At 68.7% G+C, this 16,781-nt stretch carries 13 protein-coding genes and 1 pseudogene; 8 read left to right on the top strand and 6 right to left on the bottom strand.

What is annotated here, in order from left to right; genetic code table 11:
* Positions 1 to 10: 10 nt before the first annotated feature.
* The gene (locus tag AB0I79_RS49280; protein ID WP_357889363.1) at positions 11 to 481 is read right to left on the bottom strand and encodes a hypothetical protein; all 471 of its coding nucleotides are present in this window, start codon (positions 479 to 481) and stop codon (positions 11 to 13) included.
* A 1,180-nt stretch (positions 482 to 1,661) separates the two neighbouring features.
* Between AB0I79_RS49280 and AB0I79_RS49275 the strand changes: the two genes are divergently transcribed.
* On the top strand, positions 1,662 to 3,815 hold the full coding sequence (locus AB0I79_RS49275; RefSeq protein WP_357889361.1) for a lantibiotic dehydratase: 2,154 nt from the start codon (positions 1,662 to 1,664) through the stop codon (positions 3,813 to 3,815).
* Between the two features lie 80 nt (positions 3,816 to 3,895).
* Here AB0I79_RS49275 and AB0I79_RS49270 read toward each other — a convergent pair whose 3' ends face one another.
* The gene (locus tag AB0I79_RS49270; RefSeq protein WP_357889358.1) at positions 3,896 to 5,524 is read right to left on the bottom strand and encodes a thiamine pyrophosphate-dependent enzyme; all 1,629 of its coding nucleotides are present in this window, start codon (positions 5,522 to 5,524) and stop codon (positions 3,896 to 3,898) included.
* Between AB0I79_RS49270 and AB0I79_RS49265 the strand changes: the two genes are divergently transcribed.
* Complete coding sequence (locus AB0I79_RS49265; RefSeq protein WP_357889355.1) at positions 5,477 to 6,862, top strand: FAD-dependent oxidoreductase; 1,386 nt, start codon at positions 5,477 to 5,479, stop codon at positions 6,860 to 6,862. The two genes, AB0I79_RS49270 and AB0I79_RS49265, sit on opposite strands and share 48 nt — an antisense overlap.
* Before the next feature lie 460 nt (positions 6,863 to 7,322).
* On the opposite strand, the gene AB0I79_RS49260 is transcribed toward AB0I79_RS49265, so the two are convergent.
* Both AB0I79_RS49260 and AB0I79_RS49255 read right to left on the bottom strand, forming a co-directional pair.
* Entirely contained in the window at positions 7,323 to 7,742 is a 420-nt protein-coding gene (locus tag AB0I79_RS49260) for a hypothetical protein (protein ID WP_357889352.1), read from the bottom strand.
* Between the two features lie 410 nt (positions 7,743 to 8,152).
* Complete coding sequence (locus AB0I79_RS49255; protein ID WP_357889349.1) at positions 8,153 to 8,527, bottom strand: hypothetical protein; 375 nt, start codon at positions 8,525 to 8,527, stop codon at positions 8,153 to 8,155.
* Between the two features lie 592 nt (positions 8,528 to 9,119).
* Between AB0I79_RS49255 and AB0I79_RS49250 the strand changes: the two genes are divergently transcribed.
* The 5 genes and pseudogenes from AB0I79_RS49250 (at position 9,120) to AB0I79_RS49230 (ending at position 14,359) form a co-directional block, all read left to right on the top strand.
* Positions 9,120 to 9,773 (top strand): hypothetical protein, encoded by a 654-nt coding sequence (locus AB0I79_RS49250; RefSeq protein ID WP_357889346.1) that lies wholly within the window; start codon positions 9,120 to 9,122, stop codon positions 9,771 to 9,773.
* A 991-nt stretch (positions 9,774 to 10,764) separates the two neighbouring features.
* Entirely contained in the window at positions 10,765 to 13,278 is a 2,514-nt protein-coding gene (gene fxsT / locus AB0I79_RS49245) for an FxSxx-COOH system tetratricopeptide repeat protein (RefSeq protein WP_357889344.1), read from the top strand.
* A 30-nt stretch (positions 13,279 to 13,308) separates the two neighbouring features.
* Positions 13,309 to 13,541 (top strand): annotated as a pseudogene (locus AB0I79_RS49240) (IS5/IS1182 family transposase); the annotation flags it as partial.
* 119 nt (positions 13,542 to 13,660) lie between these two features.
* Positions 13,661 to 13,933: a hypothetical protein gene (locus AB0I79_RS49235; RefSeq protein WP_357889341.1), complete on the top strand. Its 273-nt coding sequence runs from the start codon at positions 13,661 to 13,663 to the stop codon at positions 13,931 to 13,933.
* A 30-nt stretch (positions 13,934 to 13,963) separates the two neighbouring features.
* On the top strand, positions 13,964 to 14,359 hold the full coding sequence (locus AB0I79_RS49230) for a winged helix-turn-helix domain-containing protein (RefSeq protein WP_357889452.1): 396 nt from the start codon (positions 13,964 to 13,966) through the stop codon (positions 14,357 to 14,359).
* Here AB0I79_RS49230 and AB0I79_RS49225 read toward each other — a convergent pair.
* Positions 14,257 to 15,138, bottom strand: a complete 882-nt coding sequence (locus AB0I79_RS49225) for a carbon-nitrogen hydrolase family protein (protein ID WP_357889338.1) — start codon at positions 15,136 to 15,138, stop codon at positions 14,257 to 14,259. The genes AB0I79_RS49230 and AB0I79_RS49225 overlap by 103 nt on opposite strands.
* 329 nt (positions 15,139 to 15,467) lie before the next feature.
* On the opposite strand from AB0I79_RS49225, the gene AB0I79_RS49220 reads away from it, so the two are divergent.
* Positions 15,468 to 16,172 (top strand): site-specific integrase, encoded by a 705-nt coding sequence (locus tag AB0I79_RS49220; protein WP_357889335.1) that lies wholly within the window; start codon positions 15,468 to 15,470, stop codon positions 16,170 to 16,172.
* 16 nt (positions 16,173 to 16,188) lie between these two features.
* On the opposite strand, the gene AB0I79_RS49215 is transcribed toward AB0I79_RS49220, so the two are convergent.
* Positions 16,189 to 16,665, bottom strand: a complete 477-nt coding sequence (locus AB0I79_RS49215; protein WP_357889332.1) for a hypothetical protein — start codon at positions 16,663 to 16,665, stop codon at positions 16,189 to 16,191.
* Positions 16,666 to 16,781: the final 116 nt, after the last annotated feature.

Below are 16,781 nucleotides of genomic sequence, written 5' to 3'. Positions count from 1 at the left end.
AGCACGGCTCTTAGTAGTCGGTGACCGAGATCTTCACGCGGACGGCGCCGTCGTTGTCGCGCAGGCAACCGTCGGCGTCGTTGACGCGCAGCTGGAGGAAGCCCGCCTGGCGCGCCTCGATCAAGGCCCTGCTGCCGACCCTGTAGTGGTCGTTGTTGATCCTCGCGATCATCGAACCGTGCGGGTGCCTGCTGAGGATCTTGCACCCCTGGTAGATCCTGCGGTCGATGCGCCAGGCGTAGCCGGCCGAGGACACGTAGGGGAACTCGCGGTAGTCGACCGTCCACCGGCCGCTGACGTAGTGGATCCGCACCATGTCATCCGGCTCGAGGTAAACGCCCGCGTTCTGCCAGCCGCTCTCGGAGCTGATCCATCTGCCTTTGCCGTAGCGCGTCGTGGCCGAGGCGGGCGAGGCGCCGGCGAGGACGCAGCTGCCGGCGGCGAAGGTAGCGAAGAACAGGGTGGCCAGCTTCGATTGCATGCAATGAATGCCTTTCCTGTCTATTTTCAGGTTCGCCGTACATGTGGGTTGGACAGCGCCCGGGGGAGGAAGGTTCGCAGCCTTGCGATCCTTTTCCGCCCCGCTCAACGCGTTCAACCGCACGACCACGAGTCAGCTGATCGTACGGGCCGTGCCGCCACGAACTCCTCACGCGCACGGGCCGGAAGCCTGGCTGGCCGGGGCAGGCGGCCGGCCTCGCGCTCGACATAGGTGGTCGGGGAAACCCAGCCAGCGGCCACGCAGTAGTCTTTCTGAATTACGGAGGAAGCGTCTTGGGCCTCTAGACCGAGCCGTGCCATTACGCTATGCGACCATGAAACTTCAGAGCGGGTCGTCCGGCGTCCTGCGAGCGGAGGGGCAGTCGTTCGCCTCCCATGTGGATGAAACCGTCAGCGCCCTCCTGCAACAGGTGACCGACCAGGGCATGGATGCGTCAGCGATCCGGTTGATCCCAACGTCACGAACCTGCCGGACGACCACATCGCCATCGTCGTCGAGCGTATGGCCGCTGCGGGGTTCACCACGAACCTGATCGATGATCGGACTCCTCCCCGGCCCGGCACGGTCCGATCGGGCAGCCTGGCGGCGCACGAACTGGCGGTGATGGACCAGGCATCGGCGGCCCGTGCGGAGGCAGAAACCGAAGGGCGCGATAGGACCCCCTCCAAGGCGGGAAGGTCATGATTCCGCGTCCATCCCGCTGCTGCTGGCCGCACCTGCCGGGCACCCTGATCGAACGGTTCTGGTGCTCACCGACGATGGACGCTTCGCCTACGCCGCCCCGCAGGCTGTGCTCGATCGTGGGACCGGACGCCTCGTTCTGACCCGAGTCAAGCTGCTCGACGCGGGGATCCGCGTACTATCCGGCAGCGGCGGCCGTTTGCCTCCGGTTGCGGGCCACTGCTGGACGATGTGCTCGACTACCTCAACGAATGGCTGGCCAGCGAGCAGCTGATCTCCGCATCGACCGCCGGCGAAGCACCTGGCAGGAAATGACGACCTCGAGGGAGCACGAAGCCGCCGTCGGTCCCATACCGAAGTAGGTGGCGTCATGACCCACCTACACGCCGCCTGTTCCAGCGCCGCGATGGTTGTCTGGGGTGGTAGGACCCTTCCAGCAGGTCAGAGGAAGATGATCTCTTCTTTCGCCTAGGCCAAGTTGGCCTTCGGCCCGCATAAGCTCAGAATCCGCATTCAGTGGATCTTGTGCCCTGTTTTTCCTGGTCAGGGGGCCGCTGGATGGTTCCGGGCAGGCGGCACCGATGGCGCGGCCTCCGTGCGGGCCACCTCGGCGGTACGGCGGACGCTGGCCCTCGCCCGTGCGCCCGTCTCTCGCGCGGAGATCGTCGAAGCGCTGATCACGCTGCCCGGCGCCACGCCGGAGAAGGCCGATGGGCTGATCGACGACCTGCTCCGCCAAGGGTTCCTGCACTACGACCTGCGGCCGCCGCTCACCGGCGACCCCCTCCGCCACGTGCAGGAGCGGCTCGTAGGCCACCCCCTTGCGGAGGACCTCGCCGGGTTGCGCAAGGCCTTGCGGGAGTGGGACGCCCGCCCGCTCGATGACCGGGTCGAGGCGTGGCCAGGCCTGCTTGACCGGGTCAGCACGATCGCGGCCGGGACCGACCCGCGCAACCTCCTCCAGACGGACCTCGCGCTACCTCTGGCCGGCACCGGCCTGAGCCGGCGAATCGGCTCCCAGGCGGCCGTGGCCGCCGAACTGCTGCTGCGGCTGAGCCCATACCCCGCAGGACCGCCTCATCTCAACGCCTACCGCCGAGCTTTCGAGAGCCGCTATGGCACGGGCCGCGAGGTCCCGCTGCTGGAGCTGGTGGATCCGGACTTCGGGCTGGGCAGCCCCACCGACCGGGCCAACGAGATCTCGGCGCCGGCCGCCCGCCACCGGCTCCTGTCCGGCCTGGCCATGAACGCCTGCCGTGACCGGCTGACCACCGTCGAACTCGACGACGACCTGCTGAGACGCCTCCAGACCTGGACGCCGGAGGCCGCCTTCGCCCCGCCGTCCCTCGACATCGCGGTCCTGGTGGCGGCGTCCAGCGCCGAGGCCGTCGACAAGGGCGATTTCCTGCTCGTCGTGGGACCGAATCTGGGCGCCGGCGCGGCCGGGCGAACCCTCGGACGCTTCGCCGACCTGCTGGGACCTCCGGCGGTGGCCGCACTGGCGCAGGCGGCGCGGGCCGAATCCCGGGATACGCCCGCCCGCCTCCTCGCCGAGGTGGTCTACACGCCAGAGCGAGCCCGTTCCGGCAACGTCGCCATCCGCCCGTCAGGTCACCGCCACGAGATCCATTTCGGTCCCTCCGCCGGCGTCTCGGACGAGTGGCTCGTACCGGTCGACGAGCTGGTCGTGGGCCTGCGCGACGGCATCTTCACCGTCCGGTGGCCCGCACGCGACGTGGAGGTCATCGCCACGCGGTGCCACATGCTCAACCCGGCGCACGCGCCTGCCGCGGCCCGTTTCCTGCTGGACGTCGCCCGCGACGGCCGGTGCGTGTTCACGTCGTTCGACTGGGGACCGGCCGCCGGCCTCCCATTCCTGCCACGGATCCAGCGGGGCCGCATCGTCCTCTCCCTGGCCCGCTGGCTGGTCGACCCCGCGGCCTTGCGTGATTCGCACAGCCTGGCCGCCTGGCGTGAGGCGCACCTCGTGCCCCGCCACGTGTACCTGGCCGGCGGCGACAACCGGCTGCTGCTCGACCTGGACGACGCCGATCAGGCCGAACTGCTGCGCATGGAGCCACCCGGACGTCCCGTTCTCCTCCAGGAAGCCCTGCCCCATCCCGCTCACGCCTGGTTGCCGGGTCCCGAAGGCACCCACCTCAGCGAGGTGGTGGTGCCGCTCGGCCTGCGGCAACGACGACCCGTCTCGCCGGGACGCCGCCGCCCCGAAGCCGTGCCCGCCAGGACCCGGCTGCGACCGCCCGGCAGCGACTGGCTCTATCTCAAGGTGTACGGCCCCCGTCGATTCGAGGACGAGCTGATCGTCGATTCGCTTCGCCCCTTCGCGCAGTTCGTCACCGGGGCGGGACTGGCCGACGGCTGGTTCTTCCTGCGCGATCCGAGTCCTCTCGGCACGACACCGCACGACCGGGCCCTGATGTCCCTGCTCGCCGCCCGCCGTCATGCTCTGCCGGCCACCCGCCCTTCCCCTGAAGTGTGCCGCAGCCATGTCCATCTGCACTGCAACCGCTTGCTCGGCGCCGGTCATGATCTCGAACACCGCGTCCTTGAACTCCTTCGTCGCACGCGCGAAAGCCTCATGCACACGGCCGGCGACCAGGCGGCACCGTAGGCCGGGGGATGGGCCGCCGGCGCCGCGAGGACTCCGTTGAGCGGAGAGAGATGAGCCGGCACAGCCGGCTTCGATACGGCTCAGGGCAACTGCGCGGGCAGGCTACGCGGGCTGACCTTCGCGACGATCAGCGCTGGGGCGGCGGAATCTTTCGCCTCGTCGAGCGCCCGATCGAGCTCCGCCGCGGTGTCCACGGAGTAGGTGCTGCGGATACCGACGCCGTGGGCGAACTTGGTGAAGTCCCACGGGTTGAGCACGACGTACGGCTTCGGCGCCGCGTCGGGGTCGTCGTAGTAGCCCGAGTCGATGATGTACTGCTCCAGGCCGTAGATGCCGTTGTCGATGACCAGGACGACGGCGTTGCGGCAGTAGCGCGCGAACGTGGACAGCGCCTGGGCGGTCGTGTGGAAGCCGCCGTCGCCGCAGATGACCAGGGGGCGCCGTTTCGATCCGAAGGACGCGCCGACCGCGGCGGCCACGGAGTGGCCGATGGAGGCCCACACGGCACCGGACAGGTACCCGTCGCGGCCTTTGACCGGCAGGTTCGCGGCTGAGGCGCTGCCGAGGAAGGTGTCGGGTATCACGAGCCATGAGTCGTTCAGCGCGTTCAGCGCGTTCAGCGCGGCGCCGACGCGGTCGAACACCTGGGCGTAGGTCAGCGGGCCCGCGGCGGGCGGCGGGGCCGGGTCGACGGCCGCGGGCACGGGTCGCGGCGCCTGCTTGGCAGCCTCGGCCACGAGCGCGGTCATCAGGGCGCGGATGTCCGCGTCCTGCTTGGTCCCGGCCTTGATCTTGATTTTGCCGTCGTAGGCGGTGACGATGTCGTTGGTACGGTTGCGGATGAACGAGGCATAGCTGCTGGGGAAGACGCAGCCGAGCATCACGATCAGGTCCGCCTCCTGAATGGCGGTGGGCAGGGAACTCGGCGGGGCGAAGATCCCGACCCAGCCGTCTCCCTCCTCAGACAGCGCCGACTTGGCCGGCACCTGGGCCGACCAGCGGATCCCGAGCTTGGCGATCAGGTCGGCCATCGTGTCGGCGAGCCCGTAGCGCTGGATCTCGAGGCCCACGAGAAGCACCGGCTTCGTGGCGGCGCGGACGAGCTCGATGATCGTGGTGGCGAGTTGTTGCTCGGTGCCCACCGCCGGGTTGGCGACCGGCAGCGATCCGTCGGGGGGCGTGCAGTCCTCCGTCCAGATGGCCCGGTTGACCTCGATGTAGACCGGCCGTTTCCTCCTGATCGCCGTCGAGATCGCGTTGTCGACCAGCGCGGGCACGTCGGCGGTGCGCTCGGCGCGGGCCGCGCTCGCGGTGACCAGCCGGTAGGCGTTGAGGTCTCCGTCCGGCTGACCGGTCGAGTGCGAGAACAGGACGTCGAAGTCCTTCAGGTTGGTCAGGTTGGCGGCGTTCGGACCGCCGTTCACGACGACGACCGGGCTGCGCTCCACGAACGCTCCGGCGATGGCGTTGATCATGCTGAGCACGCCGACGCCGTTGGCCACCGAGGCGACGCCGAGACCCTTCGTACGCGCGTAGCCGTCGGCCGCGTACCCCGCTTCGAGGTCGGTGGCGGTCACGACCGGCTTGATGTCGTGCGCGGCCACCGCGTCGAACAGCGGCGCACCGTACGCGGCGGGCACGCCGAACAAGGTGTCGACCTGGTGCTGGCTCAGCCGCTTGAGGATGTAGTCGGCGACAGTGAATGGCACGATGACGCTCCTGGTCATGCCCGCCGTACGGCAGATCGGTCGGAAACAGGCAGGCGCGGATCGTCCGGCCGCTGGGACGCCTACCCGGCGCGCGACCGGGCGAACGCGCGGAATCAAAGGCTTGACCGTTTGTTTTCGCAGGTCGGAGGCGTCTGGTCGGCTGCTCGGGTAGGCGTACCGGTGGCTATGCGTCTGAACCATCGGAGGCCGGAAATGTTGCTGGACGAGCGTGGCGTGAGCGCACTCCCTGATCTGCCGACCGCGGATTTCACTTTCGATCCCCATCAGCCGGGCGCGTGCGTCGCGGGTCTGAGGCCCTACCGCGTGAACTCCTATCGGCTCGAAGGGGAGACGCTGGGAGACAAGTTCGTCCTCCACAACTATGGCCATGGCGGTGGAGGCATCACGCTGAGCTGGGGCTGTGCCGCCAGGGTGCGGGACCTGGTCCTCACCCACCAGCGCCGGAGCGAGGTCGTCGAAAGGGACATCGCGGTGATCGGCGCCGGTGTCATGGGGCTGACCGCCGCCACGCTGCTGCTCGACCTCGGGCTCAATGTCACGATCTATTCCGACCGGGAGCCGGTCGAGACCACGTCGTACAAGGCCGGCGGCCAATGGGCCGTGTCCCTCCTGGAGTTCTCCAAGGACTTCGACAAGGTGCGGGAGCTCCAGTACATCCTCAGAACCGCCTACACGATGTTCAAGGCCGCCATCGGCAAGGGCTTCGGCGTCTCCGAGGTCGACAACTACAGCGTCAACTCCACCTCGGGCATCGACGTGGTGCACGACCTGGTGCCGGGGCTGCTGCCGCAGCGCGAATACCTGCGGCGCCTGCCGTTCGAGGGGCACAACGTCTCCGGCTACAGGTACCGGACCCTGCTGGTGGAACCGCCGATCTTCATTCCCCGGCTGGAGCGCGATCTGAAGGCGCGTGGCGTCAGGTTCGTGAACCGGAGGTTCATCAACAGCGCGGACGTGCTCACCTCCCTGACGCAGAAGATCATCATCAACTGCACCGGGCTCGGCGCGAAAAACCTGTGGAACGACTCCGACATGATGCCGCTCAGGGGACAGCTCGCGATGTTGCGACCGCAGCCGAACCTGGAATATCTGTACGGCCAGAACGGGTACCTGTTCCCGCGCAACGACCACGTCGTCATCGGCGGCACCGTCGAGGAGACCTGCGACGAGGCCTTCGATCCGGTGAAGTGCCAAGAGCTGGTGGGGTACATGGCCGGTGTGTTCGGTCAACTGCCGCCGGAGCCGATGCCGGAGTTCTTCATCCACCACCCGCGCAACGAAGTTCTGGTCGATCCGAGGTTGTCGATCTCCCCCTGACCGGGTCCGGAGCTGGACCGTCCGATCGCTGAGCGACAAGTCCGCAGTCGACAGCGTCCGCGGATCGCATCCGGCCGGACACCCACGTGGCGTTCACTGACCAGGTCCTGCTCACCGGCAGCACCAGCACCGGGCCTTCCATCGAACCCTTGCGGTGCAGTGCGGCGACAGCCGGACCACGCTTGCCGCACCCACCCGGAGTATCGGCGCACTCCCTCAACCAGCGCGGCATCGACGTCCCACTCGAACCTTCGCCTTGACGCGGTGCGGGCGCTGGGCCGTGTACGAGGATGGAACCGAAGCCGCGTCCTCACCACGGTCTGGATTGTCAGGCTCATGGGCAAGTGGCCGAGCGGGCGATGACCTCGGCAAGGTGGGATCGGGGCATCGTCGCGACCGGAGCCCCATTGCATCTGGGCAGGCGGATCGGAGCCTGGGCCGTCGTCGGCGACAGAGCTGCTCAACGAGGCATTCCCAAGCCAGAGCCGCCCCGACGTCCGGTAGCGACGACAGAACCGGCGGTGAGGACGACACGGTACTCGCACGGGTGAGGCTGCTCGTCCGCTCTACTGAGGGCGGCAAGAACTTGATCCAGGCGGGACTCCCGCCTGGACAGACTGTCGTCGAGCCGCTGCTCCATCGCCTGCAGGTCCTGGCGGGTGGCGAGGGTGGCGCGCCCGGCCATGATCTCGCCGAGCACGGGCTCGGTGTATTCCAGGATCTCCGCGCGGATCGTGGCGGGCAGCTGTTCCAAGCCGGTCTTGATGTCCGTGACGTCGCCCTTGATGTCGGCGAGGTCGCCGCCGGAGATGAAGGCGAACGACTCCAGCCGCTGAACGCGGTCGGCGAGGTGCTCGCGATGCTGGGGAGGCGGCGTCATACCCGTCATGGTAGTCCGGGCGGTGGGGAGGCGGGAGGATTCGGGACGGTCGAGGTCACTGCACGGCAGCCCGGACGCGGCCCCCGGCACAACGCGGGTGTTCCGGGCTGGCGGCGGCTCTGGACCGTCGCCATGGCGCCGGCCCGTCGCTTCTGGCCTGCGGCGGGGTCCATCCGTTCGAGGACCGCCTGCAGGCGACTGCCCTGTGCTGCTGCCGATACCCGGGGTGGACGATCTTTCCGGCAGATCAGCCGGGTCGGCACTCTTGGACACGCCCACAGGCGCACGATCCGCGTCGATCTGCAGCGGCACCATCCTCGCTTCATGCGCCACGCCCTCGGAACGCCATCGGTGCACCGCTGGTCACCCTCGCCTGCCCGGTCCGGCTCTGAAACCATTGGTCGCGGATCTCACCGTGCAGCCGCTGCCACCGAGACTTCCGCTTCCCATTCCTTCCTGGAATACCGCAAGATGATCGTCCGCGGCCCCCACCAGGTCCGTCTGCGAGCGAGCACCAGAACATCATCGGACCCCTCAATGTCGATCTCGGTGTCGTCGGGGAAACGCTGCGCCGCCAGGACCACATCGGCAGCGGCCATCCTCTCCGGCAGCGGCACGACGACGAGGAACGCGACCATGCTCACGAGCCCGAGGACCCATCCCATCCACAGCCAGGACCAGACGCCCGTCACCAGGCATCCGACCAGAGCGCCCGCCGGGATGCCGGCGATCGAGCCGAGGAGCCAGGTCGCCACCCGCGTCCGAACCGCGACAGATAACCGCATGTGCAACTCCTGCGACCTCGCGTTACATAACCATCGCAGTAGGAGAAACCGGACACGGCAAGAGGAAGCACGTCAATTCCCGCGACCAGCTGCTGGGCGGCTGTGCGTACCCCTGCGGCTCCGGTCAGCGAGAGACACTCCGCGCGAGGCCGGCCGACCCGGACCTCCGTCGTTCCTGCGTACCGGATCGTTCCGCGGAGGCCAGTGGCGTGCTCGCGCCTGTGTTCTCCGCGCTGGCCGGCCCCCTGGCTGACGCCGTCGGGGATCGGCCCGTGCTCGCCGGCTGCGCCGCCATCACCGTGGCCGGCGCGGCCACCGCCTTCAGCCTGCGTGACGTGCGCCACCTCGGTGAATCCGCCTCAACTGACATCTCGTGTGAAGGACAGGCTCGCCTGGCGATGGACAGTGAAACCAGGCCCTGGTCAAGATTTCGGGGCCGGTAGATGATGATGGCGCAAGCGGCCTTCCCCCAAACTCGGCGAGCAGACTCGTTTACCGAGATTCGGACGTCCCCAATGGTGCACGCCGACGTCCGGTAGGCAGGCCAGTCGTCGTACGACTTTCCATGTCAAATCAGCACTAGGAGGGCAATGTGAACGTACCGAAGGACGATCCGGCGGGGCGGGGCCGCTTACGGACTGGGCGGCGGTGGCACACCCGGCTCGCCGCAATAACCTCGATCGCGATCTTGTTCTCTGGGCTCCTCACTCCGGGCACGGCGCATGCCGGGAAAATCGTCCCCTGCCCCGCGGACATCACCGAGTGGAGACACATCGGCTGGGGCGGTCCCTTGCAGGTCCTCTGGGAGGGATACCGGTTCACGACGCTGTCGGTCACGCCGCAGTTCCTCGTCAGCGACGGCCGACTGCTCGACAATCAAACAGACCGGCCTGTCGACTACAACATTTCGTCGTCGGTGTCCCAGACATTTACTGTCTCGGCTTCGACCGGGGTCACCGCGAATGTAGGCTCTTACCTCACCACCACCGTAAACCGAAACATCCTGGCGAGCCGCGTCACCGCCATCGGAGTCTCCCTGACGACGACGGTGCCGGCATTCACCCGTCTGATCGCCGAATACGGCGTGGAAGGATACAACGTGTCCTACGCCATCGAGGCCTGGCGCGTAAAGCGCCGCGACGACAAGACGCCAACGACCGGCGACCAGTGCGAGGAGTGGGGTTGGTACCCGCAGAACACCATCGCACCGACCCACCTCGAAGGGTGGCGGCTGAGGACGGCATGACTCCAGCCTGCAGGCGCACCGGCGCCGGTCAGCCGAGCAGGCGGCGTCCGAGCGCAGCCACGGCGACACGTCCACCGCCAGCACGATCCGCCCGTCCGGCCAGCGCAGTAACGGCAACTCGGCCAGCACTTACGCAGTTGTCCGGTGTCGATCCGGCCGTGGTTAAGCCCGCTGTACAAGGCGCCGCGCCCGCGCCGATACTCTGGCGACAAGCTCAGCGCCACCGGCGAGTGCACCGGCCCCGGCTCGCACAACAGCGCGTCGGCCGGCTCGAATATCGGCCGGCGCCTTGAGGCAGGCATAGACGTCGTTCGGGAAGCCGGACAACACCCTGGAAAACTCGACACGGACGGCATCGTTCAGCGGGCTCACCCTCACGGCCTTCAGCGATCACTAGCGACTCGACACCGCACATGATCACTTAAGGCTATCCCGCTGTCAGCGAAATGACCAACTCGCCGCTCAGCACAACAATTCTGAGGATAAGAACAAGCTCAGCTGGGACCGACGGTGCCGCCCAGTGTTTCTTGGTCTGACATCAGGACAGCCAGGAGGTGATGGCGGCGCGCCTGCGGCTCCAGGTCGCAGGCGCGCTCGCTCCCCACAGCTCAGTGAGGGCGGCGCCGATCTCGGTGTCAGTGATGTCGGCGAGTGGCCGGTCGCGGCCGATCAGCCCGGCGGCGCGGTCAATGGCCGAGGCGTAGGCGCGGTGGGTGTCGGGATTGGCGGTACGCGGGGATGCCCGCGACGAGCAGGGCCTCCACCGGACGGCGCCAGGCGAGCCCCAGGCTCTCGCGGATATCGTCCCGGACGTTGGTCGGCCCTACCCGGCCGTGCTGCGCATCCGGAACGCGATCGCTGCAGCTTCCCGCCGAGCAGCAGGCTGGCCCGACGTGCCTGCGGCCGGGTTCCTTGGCGGCACGGCGGCACCTGTTCCGTCTCAGGGGGTTATCGGAGTAATGCGGACGGTGTCCGCGGCGATGAACGATCGATGGACGTCCCACCAGCGCCGCGCTCCGGCGAGCCCGAGCAGCAGCAGCCGGTCCAGATGAAGGCCGCCGCCTCCGACCACGGCCGGGTATACCAGGCGGGGCACAACCAGACCTTCTACCGGACAGTGCTGCCGGAAGCCGCGCTGCGGCCGGTCACTGAAGTGGCAGCCCCGCCGGGCCTGGTCAACCTGCCCCGCCACACGAGCGTGTTCGTCGGCCGGGACGTGGAGCTGACCGACCTGGCGGCGGCGTTGCGGGGCGGCGGGGAAGTGGTGCTGGCCGCGGTGCATGGTCTGGGCGGCATCGGCAAGTCCACGCTGGCCGCCCGCTACGCCCGCGCGCAGATTGCCACCCGCAACCCGGTGTGGTGGATCACCGCTGACACCGCCGGCGGGCTTCAGGCCGGCCTGGCCGCCCTGACGACCGCGTTGCAGCCGGAGCTGACGACCGCGCCGTTGCCACTCCTGGCCGAGCGGGCCACGGCGTGGCTGGCCGCCCACGACGGGTGGCTGCTGGTGCTCGACAACGTCGCCGACCCCGCCGACGTCCGTCCGCTGCTGGAGCGGATCCCGGCCGGACAGGTGCTGATCACCACCCGCCTGGGCGAGGGCTGGCACCGGCTGGGCGCGCAGGTGCTGCGCCTGGACGTCCTGGACGAGCGGGAGGCGATCGAGCTGCTGACCCGGATCGCCCTCCCCGCCGGCCCCCTCGCCGACGCGGGGCCGCCCGAGGACGTGGACGGGGCGGCCGAACTGGTACGCGAGCTGGGCTGCCTGCCACTGGCGATCGAGCAGGCAGCCGCGTACCTGCACCAGACCCGGCTCACCCCCCGCGCCTACCTCGAACTGCTCCGCGACCGACCGGCGGTGATGTACCACCGGACGGCCCGCGGCTCCGACGCCGAACGCACCATCGCCCGCATCTGGCGGATCACGCTCGACCGGCTGGCCGAGGTTCCGCTGGCCGGGCAGGCACTACGCGTCGCCGCCTGGTACAGCGCCGAGCCGATCCCCCGCGGCCTGCTGGAGGGCGACGGCGAAACGGCGCCGGACGTGCAGGACGCGCTGGGCCACCTCGCCGCCTACAACATGATCACTCTCGACGACGAGCACGTCACCGTGCACCGGCTGGTACAGGCCGTCGCTCGCACCCCTGACCCGGAGGACCCGCACCGCCAGGCCACGGACCTGGACACCGCCAGGGGCCTGGCCACCGTACTGCTCGCCGAGGTCGTCCCCGAATCGGGGAAGGACCCGGACGACTGGCCGATCTGGCGGGCGCTGCTGCCGCACATCACCGCTCTGGCCGACCACACCTCTCCCGACACCGACAGCACGTTCACCGCGTTCCTGCTCAACGCCACCGGCTTGTTCCTGGGCGACCAGGGTGCGGTCTTCGACGCGATCGACTGTCTCGAACGGGCCGCCGAGGCGTTCGAGCGGCTGGAGGGCGCCGATCATCTCGCCGCCCTGACCTGCCGCAACAACCTCGCCGGCGCCTACGAGTCGGCGGGCCGCCTGGACCGCGCCGCTGTCCTTTACGACAGCACGCTCGCGGCGTGCGAGCGGGTGCTGGACGCCGGTCATCCCCTCACCCTGACCTCGCGCAACAACCTTGCCGGCGCCTACCTTCTGACCGGCCGCCTGGAGCGCGCTGTCGCCCTGTACGAGACCACGCTCGCGGCGTCGGAGCAGGTGCTGGGCGCCGACCACCCCGACACCCTCACCACCCGTAACAATGTCGCCTACGTCCACCAGATGACGGGCGACCTGGGCCGGGCCATCCCGCTGCACGAGGCGACGCTGGCCGACCGGGAACGCATCCTGGGCCTCGACCACCCGGACACCCTGCAATCGCGTACGAACCTGGCCGGCGCCTACCGGATGGCAGGCGATCTGAACAGGGCCATCTCGCTGTTCGAGGCGATACTCGCCGACCGGGAACGCATCCTCGGCGCCGACCACCCCGACACCCTGAACTCCCGGAACAACCTCGCCGGCGCCCTTGCGGAGGCAGGGGAGCTGAGCCGGGCCATCCCCATGCTGGAGGCGATACTCGCCGACCGGGAACGTGTCCTGGGCGCCGACCATCCCGACACCCTGATCTCCCGCAACAACCTCGCCGGCGCCTATGCGGAGGCGGGCGACCTGAGCCGGGCCATCCCGCTGTTCCAGACGACGCTGGCCGACCGGGAACGCATCCTGGGCGCCGACCGCCCAGAAACGCTGACCTCCCGCAACAACCTCGCCCACACGTACCAGACAGCGGGAGACCTGGGCCGGGCCATCTCACTGTTCGAGGACACGTGGGCGGCCCGGGAGCGTGTACAGGGCGCCGACCACCCCGAGACGTTGATCTCCCTCAACAATCTCGCCCACGCCTGCGCGGCAGCGGGCGATTCGGGCCGGGCCGCTTCCCTGTACGCGACCGCCCTTCCACGCTGCGAGCGAGTGCTAGGCGTGGATCACCCATTGACGACGGTCGTACGAGGCGGCCTGGCGTCACTGCGATAGCGTCGGCGATTCATGGTTCTCTCCTCAAGCGCGATCCGCACACCGTTCAAGCGGCATCGCCTTCGACCCTGGCTGTCACCTGGCAAGCGAAACGTCAACCGCGCCCACGCTCGCATTCGAGCCGCCGGTGAGCGTGCCGTTGCGAGCTTGAGAGCCCGAAGGCGCTGCCCAAGCTGTGCTGTCGCCCGTGTCGTGCGACTGCACTCGTACAAGCGATCCTCGTGCTGCAACTCCTCGAGGAGGCGTCCACGAGTGGTGGTTGAGCAGTACCGGAGACGCCCTGACGAAGATTGTTTCCCAGCATGGTCATGATCGTCTCCCAGCCGGGGCATACGCGCTGCAACGCTACTGGGAGCTGGCCATCGAGCCGGTGTGGCCGCAGATGCAACTGGTGCTGGAGGCCGACATGACCTACCGGGCGCGACGACTGGCCGTGGGCGGCGCGCGCCTGCTGTTCGCCGACATGCATGCCAACCTGCGCCGGCATGACGGAGTGCTGTCCATCGACCAGATGATCGGCCGGCACCACGTGGCGGTGTCCGGGCGTGGACTGCTGCTCATGCCGTCGGTGTTCGCCCACAAGCCCGCCCCGCCGGTTCACCTTGAGGAACCACTGCGCCTGACCTATCCCAGCCGCGGAGTGGCCACCTTGTGAGCTCCGGCGCCAGCCCCAGATGCCACCGCTCTGGCGTCGCTGCTCGGCGCGCCGCGCGCCACGCTGCTCGGCCTCCTGGACGAGCCGCTGCCGACCGCGGAACTCGCCCGCCGCCTGAAGACGACCCCCAGCGCTGTCTCCCAGCACCTGCGCGTGCTGTACACCGCTGGTCTGCTCACCCGGGCCCGTGACGGACGGTACGTCCTGTACCGCCGAAGCGACCTCGGCGATCAACTCGCAGCCTTGCCCGCGCCCCCCGAACCCGGGCTTGACACAGAACTAGTCGTGCTTTGTCAGGTCGCGTTCGTGAAGCCGGGAGCGAATCAGGTCAGCTGGTGCCGATCGCGAAGATGGGTGGTCGTGGCGGGCAGGTCGTGCAGGTCGTGCAGCATCGGTTCGGCATCGCGGACGGCGTGCACTGTCTGAGGGTCGAGGTCTGCTGTGATCAGCTGGGGTTGATCTGGGCCCGCCTCGGTGAGCAGCCGTCCGTCGGGGCCCCAGATGGCGCTGGCCCCGCAGGCGTTCCAGCCGCCGGTGGTGCCGATGTGGTTTGCCATGACGGCGTAGCAGGTGTTGTCCAGGGCCCGGGCCGGGAACCAGGTGCGTGATTCGTGATAGCCGTTGCCGACGCTGAACAGCGCGCTGACGACGTAAGCGTGGCAGCCGTCCAGCGCCGCCGCGCGAGCGTGCTCGGGGAAGCCGGAGTCGTAGCAGATGCCCAGTCCCAGGCGCCAGCCGTCGAGTTCGAGGGTGCAGCCGGCCGCGCCCTCGCGATAGATCTTGCGTTCCGACTTGAACAGGTGCTGCTTGTCGTAGCGGGTGACGAACTCCCCCTTCGTACCGATGATCAGCGACGAGACGTACAGATCACCCTGATCGTGGAATGCGGCGCCGACGACGGCAACGGTACTGGTCTCCTGGCACGCGTCGGTGATGGGGCCGAGGCGCGGGTCGTCCGGCTGCACGGCGTGGCGCCACGGGTCGCCTTGGATGAGATCGGGCTCGTAGCCGCTGAGAAACTTCTCCGGAAAGACCACGAGCCGGGCGCCGACCCGGGCGGCCTCACGGATCATGCCCACCGCGATGGCGGTGTTGGCCTCGATGTCACCGGCTTGCGCCTGAGCCTGCGCAGCGGCTATGCGGATCGGGCGCATGGGAAGCGGGTAGACGCCCGGCCGGCCGGTATTTTCTGTCACGATCTTCATGCTAGTGCTGCGTTCCTGGTAGTGCTCTGCTGGGTCGGCGCGTGGTAGGGCGGCCGTGCCGGGTGTGGGTTGGTGCTGGACGGGCGGCGTAGGTCGATGCAGCCGATGGCGGAGCGGCTCGGGGCGTCCTCCACCCACAGCGCAGCCCTCAGACTCGGGTGTGTGGGGGGCGATGCGGTGCCCTGGCTGTTTGATCGCATTACCGGCTTCTACCGTGGTGCAGGCGTGCAAGGCGGTGGTGGCGATGGGGTCGTTGCTCGAGGAACTGGTGCGGCGGCAGGCCGAAAGCCCGCCAGCGGATCGAGGAAACCGGCCGACAACTCGCCGAGGTGCAGGAGGCCGACGCCGACGCAGGCAAGCGCGCCTTCACCCGCAACGAGCTGATCGCTCTGTTCGACCACGCCGACGAGCAGGTCGAGCGCATCCGCGCCGCCGGGCGCAAGGGCTGGCTCCCGGCATTCCGCGACGCAGCCCTGCTCAAGACCGCTTACGCGTTCGGGCTGCGCCGCAACGAGGTACGGATGCTGGATGCCGTCGATTTCGGCAGCAACCCCGACGGGCCGGAGTTCGGCGAGTACGGCGTGCTCTACGTCCGGCATGGCAAGGCCAAGAAGGACTCCCCGCCCAAGCGCCGCAGCGTGCTGACCGTCTGGGACTGGTCGGCGGAGATCCTGCAGGAATGGATGGACGACATCCGCCCGCTGTTTCCCACCGCCGGGACATCGGCATGCTGGCCCTCCGAGCGCGGCCCGCGCATCGGGTTGAGCTCGATCAACACTCGTCTGGCGGCCTACCGCGACGAACTCGGCCTGGATCCTGTGCTCGACTTTCATTCGCTGCGTCGCTCATGCATCACCCACCTCATCGAAGACGGCTGGGACGCCCGCCTCGTCCAGGAACAAGCAGGCCACGACCATGCCAGCTCCACCTCCATCTACACCTGCGTGTCCTCCGACTTCCGCACCCGCACCCTGCGCCGGGCCCTGGACGCCACCCTCGAGGCCGCACTCAAGCCAGCCAGGAGAGCCCGATGAAACGACACGTCAGCTATCAATGGCGCCTGCGCGAGATGATGGCCGTGGCCGGCATGTTCGCCGCCACCGACCTCGAACCGCTCCTGCACGAGCGGGGCATCAAGCTGTCCTGAGTGCAGGTCTGGCGCCTGGTCACCCAGCCCCCCGAACGCCTGTCGCTGCCGGTGCTCACGGCGCCGTCGACCGGCACCTGCTGCTGCTTCAGCGATGGCTGACCGAACGGCTCACCGGCATCGACGACGTCGAGCACCGGCGCCTGCTCGAACGCTTCGCCACCGGGCACCTGCTGCGCAAGCTCCGCACGATCGCCAACCGGCAACCCCTCGGCACGAAACGCAACCAGGACGCCCGCCGCGTCCTCGGCCAGGCCGCTACCTTCCTGACCTGGATGGATGATCACGACACCCGCCTCGGCGGCTGCACCCAGGCCGACCTGGACGCCTGGCACGTCACCGCCTTCCTGGTCCGGCGCCCCGCCCAGGCGTTCCTGCACTGGTGCATGACCACCTGCCACATGCCCGAACTGGCCATCCCGACCCGCAGCACCGTCAACCCGGCCCCGATCAGCCAACGGCAACGACTCGCCCTGATCCGCAAGGTCCTCAGCGA

The organism is Nonomuraea sp. NPDC050202, from assembly GCF_040656115.1.
In the GTDB taxonomy this organism is placed as follows: domain Bacteria; phylum Actinomycetota; class Actinomycetes; order Streptosporangiales; family Streptosporangiaceae; genus Nonomuraea.
The sequence above is the reverse complement of the archived record's forward strand: the minus strand, read 5'-3'. Positions and strand labels throughout refer to the sequence as shown.

Bases quoted from the DNA above. Each gene is read 5' to 3' on its own strand.
- AB0I79_RS49280 (WP_357889363.1), bottom strand. From the start codon at position 481: ATGCAATCGAAGCTGGCCACCCTGTTCTTCGCTACCTTCGCCGCCGGC.
- AB0I79_RS49260 (WP_357889352.1), bottom strand. From the start codon at position 7,742: ATGACGCCGCCTCCCCAGCATCGCGAGCACCTCGCCGACCGCGTTCAG.
- AB0I79_RS49255 (WP_357889349.1), bottom strand. From the start codon at position 8,527: ATGCGGTTATCTGTCGCGGTTCGGACGCGGGTGGCGACCTGGCTCCTC.
- fxsT (WP_357889344.1), top strand. From the start codon at position 10,765: ATGGACGTCCCACCAGCGCCGCGCTCCGGCGAGCCCGAGCAGCAGCAG.
- AB0I79_RS49235 (WP_357889341.1), top strand. From the start codon at position 13,661: ATGCAACTGGTGCTGGAGGCCGACATGACCTACCGGGCGCGACGACTG.
- AB0I79_RS49225 (WP_357889338.1), bottom strand. From the start codon at position 15,138: ATGAAGATCGTGACAGAAAATACCGGCCGGCCGGGCGTCTACCCGCTT.